The organism is Metamycoplasma spumans, assembly GCF_041026625.1.
In the GTDB taxonomy this organism is placed as follows: domain Bacteria; phylum Bacillota_I; class Bacilli_A; order Mycoplasmatales; family Metamycoplasmataceae; genus Metamycoplasma; species Metamycoplasma spumans.
In genome coordinates, this window is the sequence record NZ_CP163393.1 from 472843 (window position 1) to 491253 (window position 18411).

General features: G+C 28.4%; 14 protein-coding genes and 2 tRNA genes. 10 read left to right on the top strand and 6 right to left on the bottom strand.

The genetic code is table 4. From position 1 onward, the window contains the following. Positions 1 to 44 precede the first annotated feature (44 nt). Together AB5V95_RS02060 and AB5V95_RS02065 are read right to left on the bottom strand one after the other, a co-directional pair. The gene (locus tag AB5V95_RS02060; RefSeq protein ID WP_369085723.1) at positions 45 to 944 is read right to left on the bottom strand and encodes a hypothetical protein; all 900 of its coding nucleotides are present in this window, start codon (positions 942 to 944) and stop codon (positions 45 to 47) included. Positions 945 to 997: 53 nt separating this feature from the next. Continuing rightward, positions 998 to 3082 (bottom strand): P68 family surface lipoprotein, encoded by a 2085-nt coding sequence (locus AB5V95_RS02065; RefSeq protein ID WP_369085724.1) that lies wholly within the window; start codon positions 3080 to 3082, stop codon positions 998 to 1000. A gap of 266 nt (positions 3083 to 3348) precedes the next feature. Between AB5V95_RS02065 and AB5V95_RS02070 the strand changes: the two genes are divergently transcribed. Then, positions 3349 to 3948: a ribonuclease HII gene (locus AB5V95_RS02070; protein ID WP_369085725.1), complete on the top strand. Its 600-nt coding sequence runs from the start codon at positions 3349 to 3351 to the stop codon at positions 3946 to 3948. Between the two features lie 40 nt (positions 3949 to 3988). On the opposite strand, the gene AB5V95_RS02075 is transcribed toward AB5V95_RS02070, so the two are convergent. Next, a tRNA-Leu gene (locus AB5V95_RS02075) sits at positions 3989 to 4072 on the bottom strand. 74 nt (positions 4073 to 4146) lie between these two features. Between AB5V95_RS02075 and AB5V95_RS02080 the strand changes: the two genes are divergently transcribed. Both AB5V95_RS02080 and AB5V95_RS02085 read left to right on the top strand, forming a co-directional pair. Further along, on the top strand, positions 4147 to 4629 hold the full coding sequence (locus AB5V95_RS02080; protein ID WP_369085726.1) for a dUTP diphosphatase: 483 nt from the start codon (positions 4147 to 4149) through the stop codon (positions 4627 to 4629). Positions 4630 to 4718: 89 nt separating this feature from the next. After that, positions 4719 to 6893, top strand: a complete 2175-nt coding sequence (locus AB5V95_RS02085) for a hypothetical protein (RefSeq protein WP_369085727.1) — start codon at positions 4719 to 4721, stop codon at positions 6891 to 6893. Positions 6894 to 6947: 54 nt separating this feature from the next. Here AB5V95_RS02085 and AB5V95_RS02090 read toward each other — a convergent pair whose 3' ends face one another. Beyond that, a complete protein-coding gene (locus tag AB5V95_RS02090) occupies positions 6948 to 9743 on the bottom strand; it encodes a DUF885 family protein (protein ID WP_369085728.1) in 2796 nt (931 codons plus the stop codon). Positions 9744 to 9940: 197 nt separating this feature from the next. Here AB5V95_RS02090 and AB5V95_RS02095 point away from each other — a divergent pair, with 197 nt between their 5' ends. Genes AB5V95_RS02095 through AB5V95_RS02105 form a run of 3 tightly spaced genes read left to right on the top strand, consistent with a single transcriptional unit; the run spans position 9941 to position 12764 of the window. Next, entirely contained in the window at positions 9941 to 11326 is a 1386-nt protein-coding gene (locus AB5V95_RS02095; protein WP_369085729.1) for a dihydrolipoyl dehydrogenase, read from the top strand. Between the two features lie 59 nt (positions 11327 to 11385). Then, the gene (locus AB5V95_RS02100) at positions 11386 to 12099 is read left to right on the top strand and encodes a chromate transporter (protein ID WP_369085730.1); all 714 of its coding nucleotides are present in this window, start codon (positions 11386 to 11388) and stop codon (positions 12097 to 12099) included. After that, positions 12099 to 12764 carry a chromate transporter gene (locus tag AB5V95_RS02105; protein WP_027123004.1) on the top strand — a complete coding sequence of 222 codons (666 nt, stop codon included), beginning with the start codon at positions 12099 to 12101 and terminating at the stop codon, positions 12762 to 12764. Before AB5V95_RS02100 ends, AB5V95_RS02105 begins: the two co-directional genes overlap by 1 nt. Before the next feature lie 66 nt (positions 12765 to 12830). Here AB5V95_RS02105 and arcA read toward each other — a convergent pair whose 3' ends face one another. Continuing rightward, complete coding sequence (gene arcA / locus AB5V95_RS02110; protein WP_027123003.1) at positions 12831 to 14066, bottom strand: arginine deiminase; 1236 nt, start codon at positions 14064 to 14066, stop codon at positions 12831 to 12833. A gap of 277 nt (positions 14067 to 14343) precedes the next feature. Between arcA and rpoE the strand changes: the two genes are divergently transcribed. The 4 genes from rpoE (at position 14344) to AB5V95_RS02130 (ending at position 16688) form a co-directional block, all read left to right on the top strand. Then, positions 14344 to 14601 carry a DNA-directed RNA polymerase subunit delta gene (rpoE, locus tag AB5V95_RS02115; RefSeq protein WP_027123002.1) on the top strand — a complete coding sequence of 86 codons (258 nt, stop codon included), beginning with the start codon at positions 14344 to 14346 and terminating at the stop codon, positions 14599 to 14601. A 57-nt stretch (positions 14602 to 14658) separates the two neighbouring features. Then, positions 14659 to 15516 (top strand): class II fructose-bisphosphate aldolase, encoded by an 858-nt coding sequence (locus AB5V95_RS02120; protein ID WP_369085731.1) that lies wholly within the window; start codon positions 14659 to 14661, stop codon positions 15514 to 15516. Then, entirely contained in the window at positions 15506 to 16516 is a 1011-nt protein-coding gene (locus AB5V95_RS02125) for a thermonuclease family protein (protein WP_369085732.1), read from the top strand. The genes AB5V95_RS02120 and AB5V95_RS02125 overlap by 11 nt, the downstream gene beginning before the upstream one ends. A 79-nt stretch (positions 16517 to 16595) precedes the next feature. Next, positions 16596 to 16688: transfer RNA gene (locus AB5V95_RS02130), tRNA-Ser, on the top strand. Positions 16689 to 16775: 87 nt separating this feature from the next. Here AB5V95_RS02130 and argS read toward each other — a convergent pair. After that, on the bottom strand, positions 16776 to 18398 hold the full coding sequence (gene argS / locus AB5V95_RS02135; RefSeq protein WP_369085733.1) for an arginine--tRNA ligase: 1623 nt from the start codon (positions 18396 to 18398) through the stop codon (positions 16776 to 16778). Positions 18399 to 18411: the final 13 nt, after the last annotated feature.

Consider the following 18411-nt stretch of genomic DNA (forward strand, 5'->3'; position numbering starts at 1 on the left):
AGTTATTCCTTATTTTTTTAGATTAATAAAGATTCTAAATATTTTTATAATTTTTCAAAATATTTATAAATATTATTTTTTGGTTTTGCTAGGTTTGGATAAGGAAGATATTCAGGTCTTAATATCATACTTGAATTATTAATCATATCCTTATCGTGTTCTGCATATTCTTGACTTAAAGCCATTGGGTTTGCCAAATTAATTGGAGCCCCATAGAATCCTTTTTTGTTTTCATATCCGTCGTTAATAGCATAGGCTAAGTATGGCATTAATAAAGATCTAATATCAGGATCAGAAAATAGTCTATTTTCTTCGTATTTAGCTAAGAAAATTCCATAGTCTATTCTATCTAATCTTGCTAATGTATATCCATTTGCAAGCATTTCAACGCCAAAATTCCTTTGATAATCTTTACCAAAAAATACGTTTGCCACATGACGGTCGTATGTTTTATTTGATCAATTTTGACTAATAACTCTTACCTTTTGATTTAAAACTAGTGAATCGGCAAATTCGTGGTCAATAGCGGCTAATGATTTTTCTCTATCAGATACACCTGGTGTATTTTCTTCTAGTGTATCAATATTCGAAATTCTTAGTCTCATAACTTCATCTACTACAACCGGATTTTTTTCACTAGGAAGTTTATTTGGTTGCTTTGTAACTCTTATTGTTATAGTATCACCATCAGCTGTTGAAATAATTTCTCCTTCAACGGCGTGGAAATAATCTCACAAAGTAACTTTTTGCTCATTACCCTCTAGGTCAGTCACAGTTGTTTCATTATCAAAAATAGACCCAACTTTATGTATTTCATTAACTTTTGGCATACCTGTATAATTAAACTTAGAAACTAACGGGTCGCCTTTTTGACATGATACCATAGCAACTGGTATTGTAGCAATTGTAGTTAATGGTAAAAGTAAAAATAATTTTTTCATCATTTTGTTCCTCATAAAATTAGTAAAAATAACGCCGTTATTTTTACTAAAATTTATTAAAATGCTTTAAATTGATCTGAAATTTTCTTTAAGAATTCTTCAAATGTTACTTTATGACCAGCAGCAACTCCTTCATATGAAGATACAGCTGTTGTTGTAATAATTTTTCTAATTGTATCTGATTTAACTGATGCAACGTCTTCAGCACTTACGTAAACTTTACTGTCATTATTAGTATTAATCTTGCTAAATTGTTCAAATGCAATTTTATTAGCTTTGTTTAATCCTAAAGTTTCAACACTTGTTGCGAAAAATGTACTTGTTGGAGATACATATCCACCATATAAGTTAAACATATCGATTGGTTTGATTTGTTCTTTTGTAAATTGATCTTTACCTTTTGGTATTGATACTGAATCAAATTCATGAGTAAAGAATCATTTAATAAATTTTATGGTTTGTGCATCTTCTTCTTCATTAGCGTGTATACCTACGAATGAAGGCCCTTGTTGGAATACAGCTTTGTGAGTTTCTGATGAAGATTTATTGTAAGGTGTAGGAATTCAATCAGCATCTTGTTCATTTAAGATTTCACTGCTTGTTTTTGTAATAACATCTAATTGATCTGGATTGATTAAGAAATATTTCTTAGTTTTTCCGCCTTGGTCAACATTTCCTAATTCAACAAATTTACCTGATTCAATTTCAACGTTTGCTTTTTTATCTTTGTTTTGATAGTTAATTACTAATTTTCCATCTTTAACTTCATAATTTCCAGCTACAAAGTATCAACCATTCTTTTCGGTAAAATTAATAGAATCACTTGATGCTGACAATGTATAATCAAACTTACCTTTTTTAGCTACAACTGTAGTTGATTTATAAACATTATTTTTATGTTTTCCATCAACAACTACGAACGCAACGCCTTCATCTTGACTCAATTCTATAGTTTTGTTTTCAAGTTTTGCTAATTTGTTTGAATTTTTAACAAATACTTCTGTCAAACCATTAGATTTAACAAATGTGTAACTTCAACCTGCTGTTGAACCTTCAGATAAAGCCAATTTGTAACTTTGTAATTGGTTTGATCCATAAGCTCCATTACCACCGATTCATAATGCTCCAGAGTTAATACCTTTTAAAATAATATCTAAAGCGTTTTTGAATACTTGTCCTTGTGCACTGTTAGGGTTTCTGAAGAATGTTTCGTAATCTCATCCTCCAGCTTCTTGTTTTGAAGCATCTGGTGTAATGTAACCAACTTCTAAATTACCACCGGTTGCTGCAGATACCATTGTGTTAATTACGTTTGGTAATGAGTCAATTCCGTAAATATAGAATTCTGTACTTTCTGAATACATTTTTTTCATAGCGATAGATAAGTTAATTAATGATTCAAATGATTCAAATACTGAGTCATCTAATTTAGGAACTAAAGTTTTAATTTCTGCTTTTAGTTCTGGTGTTATAGTAGATTCAGCTTTTCTTCATAAGTCATCTATTGCCTTAGCCTCTTCTTTATGTGTGTCATAATAACTAATGTATTCATCAATCAATCTTACGTTTTCTGTTGCTTTTTGAATTTCTGCTTTTTCTGTTAATTCTTTTAATAATTTTCCATATAAAGGTTTAGCAACTGAAATCATTTCGGTTGAACGTGACATAGGAATTACTCATTTTTCGTTATTAACATTTCCTGCTACAGTTTTGTTAACATCTTTAAATGCTGGTGCAAATCCAAATGATTCATAGTCAGCGTCAGAAATAGCTAATGACATATCGTATGATGAAACTATCGAAGCTGAAGCTGGATAGTTAACAATTAAATTTCATAATTGTTTGTCATCTTTAGCTTCAAGTTTTTGTGTTAATGTACTTGTGTCATAACCACCTGAAATTGGTGCTAATTCAACTTTTCATCCTTCACTTTTTATAGTTTTGTTGTATTCATCAACCATTGCTTTTAAAGCTTTGTATTGATCACCACTGCTACTAAATCCTGTTCCGATTTTAATAACCTTGTCTAAACTTTGTTCAAATCTAGGACTTTTTGCGCCACAAGATGCTGCTAATGGTAAAACAGCTAATGTAGCTCCAAGAGGTGCTAGACCTAATAAAATCTTGTTTGCTTTTTTCATAAAATAATTATTTCCTTTCAAAAATTTTATGTTAAAAAAACGCAATGCTAAAATTTACCTATTGGTATTTGGCATTGCTGATATTGTGAAATTTTTTATTAATATTCTGTGTTTTCACATATGTAATTGTAATATATAAAGCCAATTATTTAAGAAAAAAAGTTCTATTTAAATATATTTAAATAACCAAATGTTATTTTTTTATCAAAAATATATTACTAAATTTAAAAATGTCGTTAAAAATTTATTTTTTTTATAATTTTTATATGCTTAAATACGAAAAAGAATTGGATAACTATAAAAACTTAATAATTGCTGGAACAGATGAAGCTGGCCGTGGGCCATCTGCAGGCCCTTTAGTTGTTGCGGCTTGCATCATGAATAAAGATTATCAAAACGATCAAATTAATGACTCAAAGCAATTAAATGAAAAGACAAGAGAAAAATTGTTTGATGAAATTATAAAAAATGCAATCGCTTATTCAATAGTTGAAATAAGTGCAGATGAAGTTGATAGATTAAATCCTAAACAAGCTTCGCGTATCGGAATGAAACAAGCAATTCAAAATTTAAAAACTAAACCAACATTAGTAATCACTGATTTTGAAAAAATTGATATTGATATTGAACAAATAAATTTAGTTAAGGGCGATGCATTAAGTTTTAATGTTGCTTGTGCATCAATTTTAGCTAAAGTGGTTAGAGATAGAAGAATGTTAGAACTTGATAAAATTTATCCTCAATATGATTTCAAAAACAATAAGGGGTATTTTACAAAAAATCACGCTCAAGCATTAGAAAAATTTGGAATTTGCCAAGAACATCGCAAATCATATAAAAACGTAAAGAAATATTTAAATAAATAAAAGACAAGCAATAAAATTGCTTGCGGTATAAATTGATATATGGTGCTCCAGACTGGACTTGAACCAGCATGATTCTCATCGGTTGATTTTGAGTCAACTGCGTCTACCATTTCGCCACTGGAGCATTTGCATATAAATTATATAAGTTTTTTTATTAAATTATGTTATTTTAATTTTTTAAGTTTTATAATCATAATTATGAATTTAGAATATATTTTTAATGCCCAAGTAGATTTAGATAAGGCTTTTAGAGATAGTCGAGATAAAAATGAGCTATATTTTGATAAGAAAATTGTTATTGCTTTATTAGTTGAATTAGGTGAATTTGCCAACGAGGTAAAAGCATTTAAATATTGAAAAAAAGATAAAAGCATTAACAGACAAGCTATGCTTGAAGAGTTCGCTGATGGCATTCATTTTCTTACAAGTATTGCATATAAAAATCACGTAAGCCCTGAAATTAAATTAATTAAACACCACGACGATTTTAGTGTTCAATTAGCTTATACATACCAACTATTTACTAAACTATTTAAAAAAATGAATAAAAAAAGTATTGCAAAAGCATACGGAGCTTATTTGGCATTAGGTCAAATTATGAACATATCATATGATGATATCGTTAAATCTTATATTGAAAAAAATAAAAAAAATTACCAAAGAATCAAAGACAATTACTAATTTTTTCGCTTTATAAAATGAGTTCGCTTATTTTATAAAGCCTATTTTTTTGAAAAGTTTATAATTAACAATATTAAATTGAGGTTATTATGAGGAAAAATAAATTGCTTTCATTTTCGCTAGGTTCAGCATTATTAAGTTCTTTTTCTTTGCCATTAATTTCAGCGATGGCAAATGAGAATAACGAAAATCAAATCAATAATGAGCAAGCTTTAAAAAATAAATTAAAAGAATTATTGAATAATAATCCAGCAAAAGATCAAGTTGAGGGTAAATATGAATTTGCGTGAGTTAATGGTGTTGAAGCCCCTGATATTTCGCAATTTAAAATAGAAGATTCTTATATTTATGGTGTTGGTGAAAATGGTCAAAATTGATATGATGCTAATAAAAAAATTACATCGGGAAGCCTTAATGATATTTATTTATGCTATGCTGCTGTTGCAGCTAATTATTTACATTGATTTTATAATCAAAATCAAGACAATATCAAGAAATTTTATGAATTTGAATTCAATAAAAAATCAGGTAAGGATTTTAATGAGTTGAATACATATAATTGACAAGAGGGACGCAGTGGATTTTTTGAATATTTTAAGGGTTTATTAAGTGGACGTCCTGCCAGAGGAGATCAACTAATTAATATGATGTTAAATGGGTATAATTATGGTAAATCATATTGAGATGAGAACAATTTATCTCCAAATGGTTCTTATTTTGTTGATGTATTTAAAAATGTTAAAATGGCAAAGTTTGAAGATTCGTTAGCATATAAAGAAAATGGTGAGCTTGGATATTCTGATATTAATAAATTAGGAAACGACATTAAAAAAGCCATTTCTGAAGGTAAAGCATTAGCTCTTTCATATAGAGTTAATACATATGGACACATCATTTCTGTTTGAGGAGCAGATTATAAAGATGGAGTTCTATCAGGAATTTACGTAACTGATTCAGATGATGCCACCGGATCTGAAATTAAACAAAAAATGAAACGTTATAACATTACAACTATTGATAATAAAGTAGTTATATCAAACAACTTCGAACAAGATGGAACAAATAAAATTGGAACTGAAATTTGGGGCCTTCATAGTTATAATAACGGTAAAAAAGAATTTGATGAATATTTTAAATCAGTGGAAAAAAACCCTGAATTATATATTCAAAAATATCAAGAAAGAAATAAAAAATTACGTGACAAAATCAACAGCGATACTTCTCGTTTAGAAAATAGTGTAGCAGAAATTAAGCAAATGAAATATTTTGATTTTGCTAACGAGCAAATTGTCTATGCTGATAAGCAAAAAGATATTAATAATATTGATAATTATCTAAGCGAGGTTAAAAAATACTTAGAATACGCTTTTGAACCTAGATACTATAGTTTTTATATAAGTAAATCTGATGCAATAATTAATGAATATAGAAATAAAAATAACGAAATTGAGCAATTGCTAGAAATTGCTAAAAATAAATCTATAGAAATCAATGATATTATTAAAAAAGCGAAATTAGCCAATAATGCAGATATAAAATGAGAAAACAACTACTATTATGAATCAATAAATAAATCTAAGATAGATGAAATATATAATAAAAGTGTTGAAATATTAAATGCAATTAACGAAAATAAATTTAGTAAACCACTTTCATTTTATACAAATAGTTATAATTCAATGAATTTTGAATTATTTGATCAAGATGGTGGGTTACTAATCCAAGGATCAGAGAAAGATTTATCTAAAAAATTAATCGAAGAGCTAAATAGAATAATAGAAAATGTATTTATGAATTTCAGTGAAGATGATAAAAAATCTTTAATAAAAACTTTTGAGTTTATAAAGCTTAATATTAATAAAATAACTGAAGTTTCAGCTGAAGAATATCAAAATAAACTTATAGAATTAAAAAGTTCAATTTTTTTAAATTCATTAAAATATGATTTAAATAATTTAATTGATCAAAAAATATTTGAAAAAGGCGATGAAGTAAAAAAACTTGCATTTATTCAAAAAGCTGATAATATAGCAAAAAAAGCCAATGATGGCTTATCAATATATAATGATTTTATCAGTCTAAAAAACGAACTAAATCAAAGTAATAAACCCAATAAACCTATTACTGAAGAACAACATCAAAATAGTCATATTAATACCGGATACTATGTATTGATTTCGTTTTTCATTGTTGCAGTTTTTGCATCGATTGTTTTTATAATAATTAAACAAAAAACCAAGTACAAAAATGGTAATAAAAAATAATAAAAAAACTAGAATTTACTATTGTTAAAATTCCAGTTTTTTTATTAATTATAGTTATTTTTTAAGATTGTAAGCTAAGTCTAAAACTGCGTCTAATGCACCTAGAGGTAAAGCACCGTTCATTAAAATGTATTGTAAGAATTCTTGTATGTATCCGTGTTTTTTATCTTCGAAGCGTCTATTTTCAATATAGAATCCATGAACTGCGTTAACCATTTCTTCACGGCTTAATCCTAGTTTGTTACGTACTTTGTCATAGTAGTGTAACATATTTTCTTTACCTGCGTTATATGAGGTTGCTTGACCTGGCAAGTTTAAGTAACGTTTTGATTCTGATGATATATCACCAATACCTAAAGCTGAGTTAGCTTTCATGAATGCTCTAACTTCATTAATTGAAGGAGCTGCTGGTAAGTCATCTTTTCCTTGTACACCAGTTCCGTGGTATGCTGTATCGATTGCTCTACGCATGTTACGTAATTGAGCTTCGTTTAATGCTCCGTAGTATTGAAGCATGTTGGTTAATTTAACGGCTTTTTGAGCGTGTTCTTGATCGTTAGCAGATTGATTAATTGAATCAACTAATGTTCAGTATACTCCACCATGTAAGTTTTTAATTTGGTTAATCATTGATTCTGTAACTTTAGCTTTTCCTTCAGCTGTTGTTGTGTCAGCTTCAGCAGCTTCTTTTGTAAAGAAGTTAGTAATTCCTTTTGCGTATGAGAAATCAACTGGTAAAGCATAATAGTCGTTGTTTGCGTTATTGTAATCTGGTGTTCCATATCAACCAGTTTCAATAGCTAGTCATTCCACAAATAATGCTCAACCTTCAACATATGAAGTATAGTCAAAAATATTTCCTAGGTTTGTATTGTTGTATTTTTCTAGGTATTCTTTTGCGTAGTAAATTTGGTTGTGGTGACCCATTACTGATTCGTGGTTAGCAAATGATGTTACTGATCATTTTGGTAATGAGAAGTATGGATCCGAATTGAATTGGAAGTAAGCTTTTCCACCATTATATGCACCAACACCAGCTTCTGTTCTTTCTCCGTATTCATATGTATCAATTCCATATGTTTTTACTTTAGAAGCAAAGAATTGGTAACCTAATTCTTCGGTTGTAGCTTTAAATTGGTAGTATCCTTTAAATGCTTCTAAAACACCGTAGTAGAATTGTTTTTCAGTAATTGATCCATAAGCCTTGTCGCTGTCTTTTAAGAATGAGTAGCCAAGTTTAACTAATAATTCACGAGCTTCTTTTAAACTTTCATCATTATCAAGTTCTTGCATTCTTTCTGTTGAGTAAAAACTTTTATCTTCTCTACCAAAGAAGAATTGTTCTTGGTTTAATCATTTATTAAATGCTTCAAGGTTAATTTCGCCATTTTCATTTCTGATAGTTAATGTTATTTCTTCAACAGGTTTTGAAGCAACACCGTCTGAGTCGTATTTAAATGTTGCAGTTCATGCATTATTTTTTCCAGCAATTAAATCAGCAACTTCACTAGCAACTAAACTCATATTTTTTGATGCTGTTTTTGAAGTTTCATAACCTGATTGGTAAACTTCGTCTGCAGTGTCATTTGTTGTTGTTGACATTTTTAAAATAGCTTTATATAATTTGTCACCATTTGTTGTTTCTTCATTTCCTTGAATTCCTGATAGACCAATGTTTTTAGCATTTAAATCTTTATCAGTTAATCCTAAACCGTAAATTAATTTACTGTTGTTATCAACAACAACTTCTAGTGTGTTTTCTAATTCGTTAACAACATTTGTTTTATATAATTTTAATTCTTTTAAATCTTCACCAACACCATGTTTTGCAGCGTTGTAGTATTCGGTTGCATATCATGTATATAGTTCATTAAGTTTTGTTGATTTTTTGTTCATAGCAATTAAATCAACAACAGAAATTTCATTTTTAGTGTCATCTTTAGCAAACTCTTTTAATTCGTTTGAATATACTCTTGATAGAATAGAGTTAAGATTGTTTTTAATAACTACTTTTGATAAAGTAATATTATTTTGAACTGCTTCTTTTAAGTTTTGCAACACTCTTTCTGCTTGTGATTCAGGAATTCTTCCTATTGTTCCGTAGAATGAGTTAGCTGGATAAGCATATGAAGGGTTTCAGTTGAATCATGTTAAAACATATCTTCCACCTGAATTATAGTTACTCATTATGATTTCTCAGTCAAATTTAACACCAGCAGCTCATGCTTTTGTTATAGTGTTTAAATTAGCATCGTTGATTAATTCTAATTTTGAAATAACACCATTGTAGAATTTGACGATTTTTTCAACTTCTTCTTCTGAAGGGAAATCTTCATTAACCCCTTCTAATTCGATACCTTTTTCAATATCAGCAATAATCTTAACTGCTAATATATAGTTAGCTGTTATAGCTTCAATATTTTCTTTTTCAACTTCTTTTCTACCGAAATTATATTTAACAATGTTTGAAGCAAGATCAATTTGTGATTTTAATGTTTCAATAGCAGTTTTTAATTCACTATTTTTTGCTGGTAGAGCATCAGTTAAAGTTTTAAGTTCTTCGTTTGCTTTTGCTCTTTCATCTTCTGTTTGTGCTTCTGCAACTTTTTTATTTGCTGCCGAAATTAATTTTTCATGTTCAGATACTGCGTTTAATGCGTTTTGTACTCCACTTGTTGAATCTGTAAATACTAATGAATTGTAAGATTTCAAAGCATTGTATGCAGCTTTTTTATCTTCTGATTTTTGAATTCCTACTTGAAGTCCTCAAGCAAATAGAGGAATCCCTGCAGTTAGTGCAGCAGCCCCGATAATTGAGGATGCTAAAACAATTTTAGACTTTTTAGTCATTTTTTTATTTCCTTCCTTAATATTCAATTTTTTTATATATAAATAATTTTATTACTATGAAAATTTAATTTAATTAAATTATTAAAATAACATAAAAAATATACAATAATACAACATTTCGTGTAATTTTTTGATAATCCTAAAAATATTCATTTAAAATATTTATGAAAAAGATAAAAACAAGGAGAAAAAATAATATGGAAAAATACGATATTGTGATTTTGGGAGCCGGTCCTGGAGGCTATACATTGGCTGCAATTCTTTCGAATAATGGCAAAAATGTTGCTTTAATTGAAAGAAAACATTTCGGCGGTACATGTGTTAATGAGGGGTGCATTTCAACAAAAACATTAGTTAAAAGTGCCAAAGTTTATGAAAGTGTAAATAAGGCTGAAGAGTTTGGAATTTCAGCATCAAATATAACATTTAATTTAAGCGATATTCAACGCAGAAGAATTGAAAATAAAAATATTTTAAACACTGCTATTAAAAATTCTCTAGAAAAAGCAAACGTTACCATAATAATGGGAGAGGGCAGTATTATAGATAAAAATACTATTGAAGTAAATGAAAAACAAATAAAAGCAGATTACATAGTTTTAGCAACCGGTTCAAAAAATAGAGAATTATTAATCGAGGGATATAATGAATCTAAAGAAAAAGGCATTATTATTGACTCAACAAAAGCGATGAGTTTAGACAAAATTCCCACTTCTTTATTAATTGTAGGATCAGGACCAGTTGCTTTAGAATTTGCATATTTTTATTCAACATTTGGATCAAAAGTAACAATTATTGATAATTCAAAATTCATGAATAACTTTGACATAAGTTTGCAAAATAATGTTAAAGACTATTTATTGTCGAAAAATATTGACGTACTCGAAAATATAAAAATTAGTAAAATTAAAGATAACAGAGTATTTTATGAAAATGAAAGTGGCGAAGTCTTATTTACCGAAGCTGAAAAAATTTTATCAGCCGTTGGCAGAATTGCTAATATTGAAAGTTTTAAAAATTTAAATTTAGAATTGAACAGGAATAAAACTGTTAAAGTAAATAAAAATATGCAAACAAGCATTGACAATATATATGCAATTGGTGATTTAACGGGAATTATGATGCTATCAACTATTTCTTATAAAACAGCTGATATTGTTGCTAAGCATTTGCTAAATATTGATTCTAACGATATAGTAGATGTTAAACAAGTTCCGTGGTCAGTATATTTAAATCCCGAGTTTGCTGGGGTTGGATATACAGAACAAGAATTAATAACTAATAATATTAAATATAAAAGCTTAATAATAAATCCGTCTTCTTTACCGAGAGCTCACGCTGATAATCTTGATAAAAAACATGGATTTATAAAATTCCTAATTTCAGAAGAAACAAACAAAATTTTAGGTGCATTTTTATTTATAGAAGGAGCTCATTTAATTATCAATGAGATTGCATTAGCCATTTCAAATAACATTACGTTTGACAAATTACAAGAGTATCCATTTACTCATCCCACTGTTGCTGAAGCAATTTATTATTTATCTAAAAATTATGTCTTTTCTAAAAAAATAATTAAATAATCAGGCCAATGCCTGATTTTCTTTTCACAAATCGAATTATTATTTATAATTTAGTCCGTATGAAAAAAAATAAAAATAAACAAGCTCAACTTTTAGATACTGGGGCTATAAGACCTTCATTTTGAAAAGTTTTCGCTTTTATACTTTTTATTAGTTTTGTAGGTTTTGGTGGAGGCAATGCCTTAATGCCCGTTATTAAACGTGATGCAGTTGATAAATATAAATGACTAACCGAGGAAGAATTTGATAGAGTAGTTGTTATTACAAATATGTTGCCGGGAGCCTCGGTTATTGAGGCAATTAGTTATGTATCAATAAAATGTCTTGGTTTTTGAAAAGGATTTTTAGTAACAATAATTGGAATATTGCCGCATTGTATATTATTTTTTGGTCTATTCTTAGCAATAAGTTATGTCCCTAAAAAATATTTGTATGTTGTGTCGCTAGGGGTTTTAGTTTCAATTATTGGCTTTTTAGTAAACTTTGGAATTAATTACATGAAAAAAAGCTATAAAAAAATAAATACAGCATTGTGAATATTTCTATTTTTAATTACTTTTTTATTCTCTATTTTTATTCCGGTTCCTTACAATATGCCAGTATTTGTTATGGTTATGATTATTGCAATATTTTTTATTGTTGTTAAAATTCAAAAGCGCAATGCAAGAATTTTAATAAAAGATAGCAATAAAAAATATAGTAAAGATGTAGAAAATGTTTCTTTTGAAGTAAAAAATGAAAACGATAATTTAAATAATAAGGGGGATAAATAATGATATTAGCCTTATTATTATCAATTCCTTTATTAATATTCATATCACTTGCAATATTTGGCGGTGGACAAGTATTTATGCCGGTCTTTCAATGAATGTGACAGCTTTTATCTAAAATATTTCACTTTACCATTTCAGATGATATTATCAACCAAGTTTTTGCTATAAGCAATGCAACGCCAGGAGTTGTATCGACAAAATTCGGACTTATCACAGGTTATTTAGTGTCAAATGGTCAATGATGAGGATATTTGGCAATGATTTTAACATACTTAGTATTTATAATACCAGCAATGTTAATGATGTATTTTGCAATGAAAAAAGTTAATAAATTAAGCGATAATATAACAATAAAAAAACTTTTATTAATTATGAATCCGGTTGTTGCAGGAATTGTAATTTCTTTGGCTATTCAATTAATAATTTCTACAATGTTTCCATATATTTCATTTAATAATGGATCAGCAAAATATGCTGGCTTAATTAATGAAATAAATAGCGAAAAAGTAGCTTTTTTTAGAGGCTGAAGAGAATACATTTTGTATCTATGAGTTCCGTTCGGTTCAACGTTTAGCTTTATTGCCGCAAGAAAAAAATTACCACTTTGAGCAATAATTATTATTAATTTAATCTTAACTTTTATAATCTTTCAACCTTGAATATAAAGTATCAAAAACCCCGGTCTTGCCGGGGTTTTTGATTATCTATATAAAATTTAAATAATTTTTATATTATCACTTAACATCTTTACGTGATAGAGGCATTGACATGCAACGTGCGTTACCCATTCCTAATGATAATTGATTTCCGTGGAATGGTAATACAGTAATACCAGCTTTTTCTAAAGCAGCATTTGTTTTTTCGTTACGTGAGTAACCAATAATTAATGCTGGTGCAATAGCTAAGTAGTTTGTTCCATCGAAGTGTGTTTCTCTTTCAACGTCGATGTGGGTTGCACCTTCACCTGCGATAGGAATTAAAGTAGGTTTTTTGTTGATAATTGATGCTAATAATTCTTCTAGAGGTAAACCATTTTCAACTGGTTGTGGTTCTTCTCCACCATTTACTAAGTCGTAGTCTCAGAATTTGAATACGTCGTTAGCAATTGGTGAGTATAAGAATTTATCTTTGTCTAACATTGTTAGTCATGTATCTAAGTGCATTAAGTTTGTTCATTTTGGAACGTTAATTGCAACAATACGTTTGAATTCAACTTCTTTGTTAGCTTTAATGTTTTTAGCTAATAAAGTAATAGTTTCTAATTCTGTTCTTTCTGAACAACCAACAACTAATGTTTCATTGTTGTAAATAAATACGTCTCCACCTTCGATTGGTAATTTCATTGATGGGTCGTAGTATCTTGGTGTGTTAACTAATTTAGGGTGGTTTGAAAATACAAATTTAGCAAATAATGTTTCACGTTGTCTAACTTTATATTTCATGTAGTGAATTGTAACACCATTTCCAACTGATGCAAATGGGTCACGTGTAAAGTATAAGTTAGGCATTGGGTCAACGATTAATTCACGATCTGCTGATTCTAATCCTAATTCATATTTTGTTAGACCTGACATCATGTATTCAACCATTTCTCTGGTTGATTTTCTTTCTGATAAGAATTTTCTAACAGCTTGTGCTTCTTCAGCATTTAAAACTGGTTCAGAGTCTTCAATAAAGTCTTCGATTAATTTTGCTTGTGCTTCTTTTGAAGCTAATTCATATGTTTCAGCAACTAAATCTGTTAATTCAATAACATTAACATTTTGTTTCTTTAATTCTGCAACGAAACCTTTGTGTTCTTTTCTTGCGTCGTGGCTTTCTAGAATAGCTGAGAATAATAATTCATCTAGCCGAGCTGGGGTTATATAGTCGATTTCACGTCCAGGTTCGTGAACTAGAACAGATTCTAATTCACCAATTTCTGAATAAACATGAATTCCTTTAAATTTACTGTCAAATACAGACATTTGGATTCCTTTCAAATATAGATGTTATATTAAGTGTATAATCCTAAAAATTGCTTATTTTTGTTTTTAATTTGAATATTTAAATTTTTAAACTTTAATAAAGCATTTGGGAGTTTATACAAATACAATTATACTATCTTTTATATTTTTGATGAGCGTTTATGGTATTATTAAATTAAATTTTCAAAAAAAATAATATTTTTTAGTTTAAACTTTAATTTTTTTGTGAATTTATATTTTTAAAATTATGTAATAATTTACTTATAAGGAGTTGATTATGCAATATAAAACACTTGTCGATGTCGCTAAGGAAATTTTGCTAAATCATGAGAATTTACGTTTTGGCGAATTATTTGAAAACGTTAAAAACGAACTTTTCGAAAGATGAAGATCTGAAGCTTCTGAAGAGATTGATGACGAAAAGTTATTAGAAAATAAAAGAGGCGAATTATATCGTCTAATGACAATTGACGGCAGATTTTTCCACAATGAAGATGGTACATGAACTGCTATTCGTCCAGATGCAAGAAACTAATTAGCAAAGCTAGTTAGTTTTTTTTATTTACATAGTAAAATTAAAAGTGAGGAAATTATGGAATTAATTAATGGAAGAAAAATTGTTTATGATGCGTATAAAAATAAAGATGTCATATTTCATATAAATTTAAATAATCTTGAATGGTCAAAAGCAATCATTAGTGTTGCTAAGAGTTTAAACAAGCCAGTAATTATTGGAGCAACTCCTGCTGCAATTAAATATTGCGGTGGTTTTAATACTGTATTTAATATGATAAAGGGGTTAATAATTGACTATCAGGCTAATGACTTAGTTATATTACACTTAGATCATGGTAAATTTGAAGATTGCATCAAGGCAATTGAGGTCGGATTTAAATCAGTAATGTATGATGGTAGTGAAGAAGATTTTGAAACAAATTTGAAAAACACAATAAAGATATGTGAAATTGCCAAGTTAAATAATTGCTCAGTAGAAGCAGAAGTAGGTAAAATCGGAAAAAGCAAAAACTCTGAATTTTATTATGGAGAACTGACAAAAATAGACGAAGCTATTAAATTAAAAAATGCCGGTGTAGATATATTAGCAGTTGGAATTGGCAACATTCACGGCGAATATCCTGAAAATTGAAAAGGCTTAGACTTTGATCTTTTAAGAAACTTAAATGTTAATTTAAACATGCCCCTAGTTTTACATGGTGGAAGTGGAATTAGTAAAGAAGATTTAAAAAAATCTATTTCATTAGGAATTTCAAAAATAAATATAAACACAGAACTCCAAATTATTAACGCCATGGCTTTAAAAGAATATTTTTCAAATAATGAAATTATGCAAAATAAAAATTATAATCCTCGAAAACTATACGCAAACTCAAATAAGGCAATGGAAGATTACATAAAATCAATATTATTAGGGGATTGAAATGAAAATTAAACATATTTTTAAATTTTTAATTCCGGCTACATTAATAACATTTGCACCTATAATTTCATCATGTTCTGCTATCAAAAATATTTTCCAAAACGATAAAGAAAAACCTAAGAAAAATGATGAAGCTGAAAAAGAAAACGAAAATAAAAACGAAGTAATAAAAGAAGACTCTAATAGCAATTTCATACAATATGGTAATAAAAAAATATATGAACCAAATAAGCAAGGTGATAAATTCATTTTGTATAGTGAAATATATGAATTAACAAATAGACTTTTAAATGAAAAATTTATCGCAAACGATAAAACTTATTTAGAAAAAATGTATAAAGAAGTTTTTGATGATTTTTATGAAAATAGAGAAAATAAGATAAAAGAAAATATTGATAAAATAAGATCTTCGAAAATTCAAATAAATAGTTTAAAACCAGTTGACATAAACGAACTTCAATTTAGTGAAAATTATGAAGTAAACAAACTTAAGAAAGTTGAAATATTAGCAATAAAAGATGGTGATACATTTTCTTCAAATGATGGTAATACTTTTAGATTTAATGGCGTTGACACACCAGAAACTAGAAAAAAAGAATCTTCAGGCGCTTGAATAGAAACAACAGGGCAACAATATAAATATGGAACTATAGCAAAAAACTTTAGCGCTAATATATTAACTAATGCTAAAGAAATTTATGTATCTCCACAAAAAACAAAATCAAAAGCAAATGATGAAACACATGAATATTTTGATCCTTATAAAAGAATTGTGGCGATAGTTTATTATCGTGATAAAACTAATAATAAAATATATTCATTAAATGAAGAAATAGTATTTTTTGGAATTGCAAGAATGCATTATATAAGCTTATCTAAGTCAAGTCAATTCTATACAAATAATACAAGCTATTATCAAATACTTAAAAACGCTGATCAAAATGCAAAAAATAACCATCTTGGAATTTATTCAGAAGAAGCAAATTTCAATGAAATATATCCAAAAAACTAAAAATATGTATAAAAGCAACCAAATTTTAAAATTAGGTGCTTTTTTAATATATAATTCTATTTGCAAATGGCAATAAATTGGGTAAGTACTCAAGTGGTCGAAGAGGCGGTCCTGCTAAGACTGTAGGGGTATTAACGTACCCGCGGAGGTTCAAATCCTCTCTTACCCGCCATTTTTTTTATTATTAAATTTGAATAATAAAACACATTCCATCGAGGAATGTGTTATTTTTAAAAAATGATATTAGTTTTGTAATTTATTACATTTTATTTGGAATATCTAAGTCCATTAATTTCATGCCATCAGCTAAAACTGTTTTAGTTGCTTTAACTAATGCAATGTAATCTTCTTCATTTTCAGAACCAATAACTTTTGTATTTGAATAAAATGAATTAAATGAGCCAGCTAATTTTAAAAGATATGGTGGCAATAAGTTAACTTTGTGTGTTTTTGCCATTGTAGCAATTAAATCAGGATATTCTTTTAATTCGGCTACTAATTTTTGAGCATATTCATCTTTAAATTCTTTTGCTACAGGATTTTCTATATTGGCTTTTTCTAATAATTGCGCACAACGTGCATGTGCATACTTGATAATAAACATTGGATTAGATTCATCAGCTCTATTCACTTTATTAATATCAAAATCAATTTTTGAGTTATATGATCTTTCAATTAAGAAAAATCTTATAGCATCTTTACCAACTAAGTCTAATAACTCTCTTAATGTTAAAGAAGTTCCTAAACGTTTTGACATTTTAACTTCTTTACCATCTTTCATAACTCTGATTAATTGAAATAATAAAATTTCTAATTGGTCACGTCTTCAACCTAAATCTTCAAAAGCAAATTTAACACGTTCAACATAACCTGAGTGATCAGCTCCTCAAACATCAATAATAACACCATCTTTAGGGTCATTCAATTGAACAAATTTTTGTTCATGGTATGCAATATCGGCACATAAATAAGTTGAGTCACCGTTTGATTTTATAATTACACGGTCTTTGTCGTCTCTTTCGCCTTTAGTTGTTTCTAATCAAGTTGCCCCGTCTTTTTTGTATGTTGTTTTTAATCTTCTTATAACTGGTCAAACTAAGTCTTTTTCGTATTGTTCTGATTCTGATGTATATAAATCAAATCAAACACCAAAGCGTTTTAAATCTTTTTCAATATTTTCTAATGCAAATTGGCGTCCAAATTGACGGAAAAATTTACGCATTTCGTCTGTGTATTCAACACCTTTATATTTATCACCGTATTTTTCATAAAATGCTTGAGCAAATTCGATGATGTCTCCACCTCTATATGAATCCTCAGGCATTGGGAAATCTTTGTCAAAAATTTGTTGATATCTAGCAAAAATTGACGCTGCTAGATTATTCATTTGATTTCCGTAGTCATTTACTAAATATTCACGGATAACTCTGTGTCCTGCTTTTTCTAAAACATTAGACAATGTTGCTCCAATAGCAGCATTTCTTGCATGTCCTATATGTAAGTATCCAGTAGGGTTAGCTGATACGAATTCAACGTTACGTGCTCCTTTGTTTCCGGTGATATCACCATAGTGTTCACCTAATTTATTAATTGTATTTATCGTATCTGCTAAAACAGAATTAGAAACTCAAAAGTTGATGAAACCAGGTTCAGCAACTTTTACTTCGCTAATTTCTGTAAATTTCTTTAAATCAATATTTTTGATAATTTCTTCTGCTATTTCAACTGCTTTTTTACCTAATTCTTTTTGTAAAGTTAAGGCAATATTTGTCGAGTAATCTCCGTAGTTTTTAGCTTCTGTTAAAATTACTGATTTAGAAATGTTCATTTTTTTTAGCGCTTCAACAATCGAAGCGATGATAATATCTTTTGTTGCGTTCATAATTAAAATTATA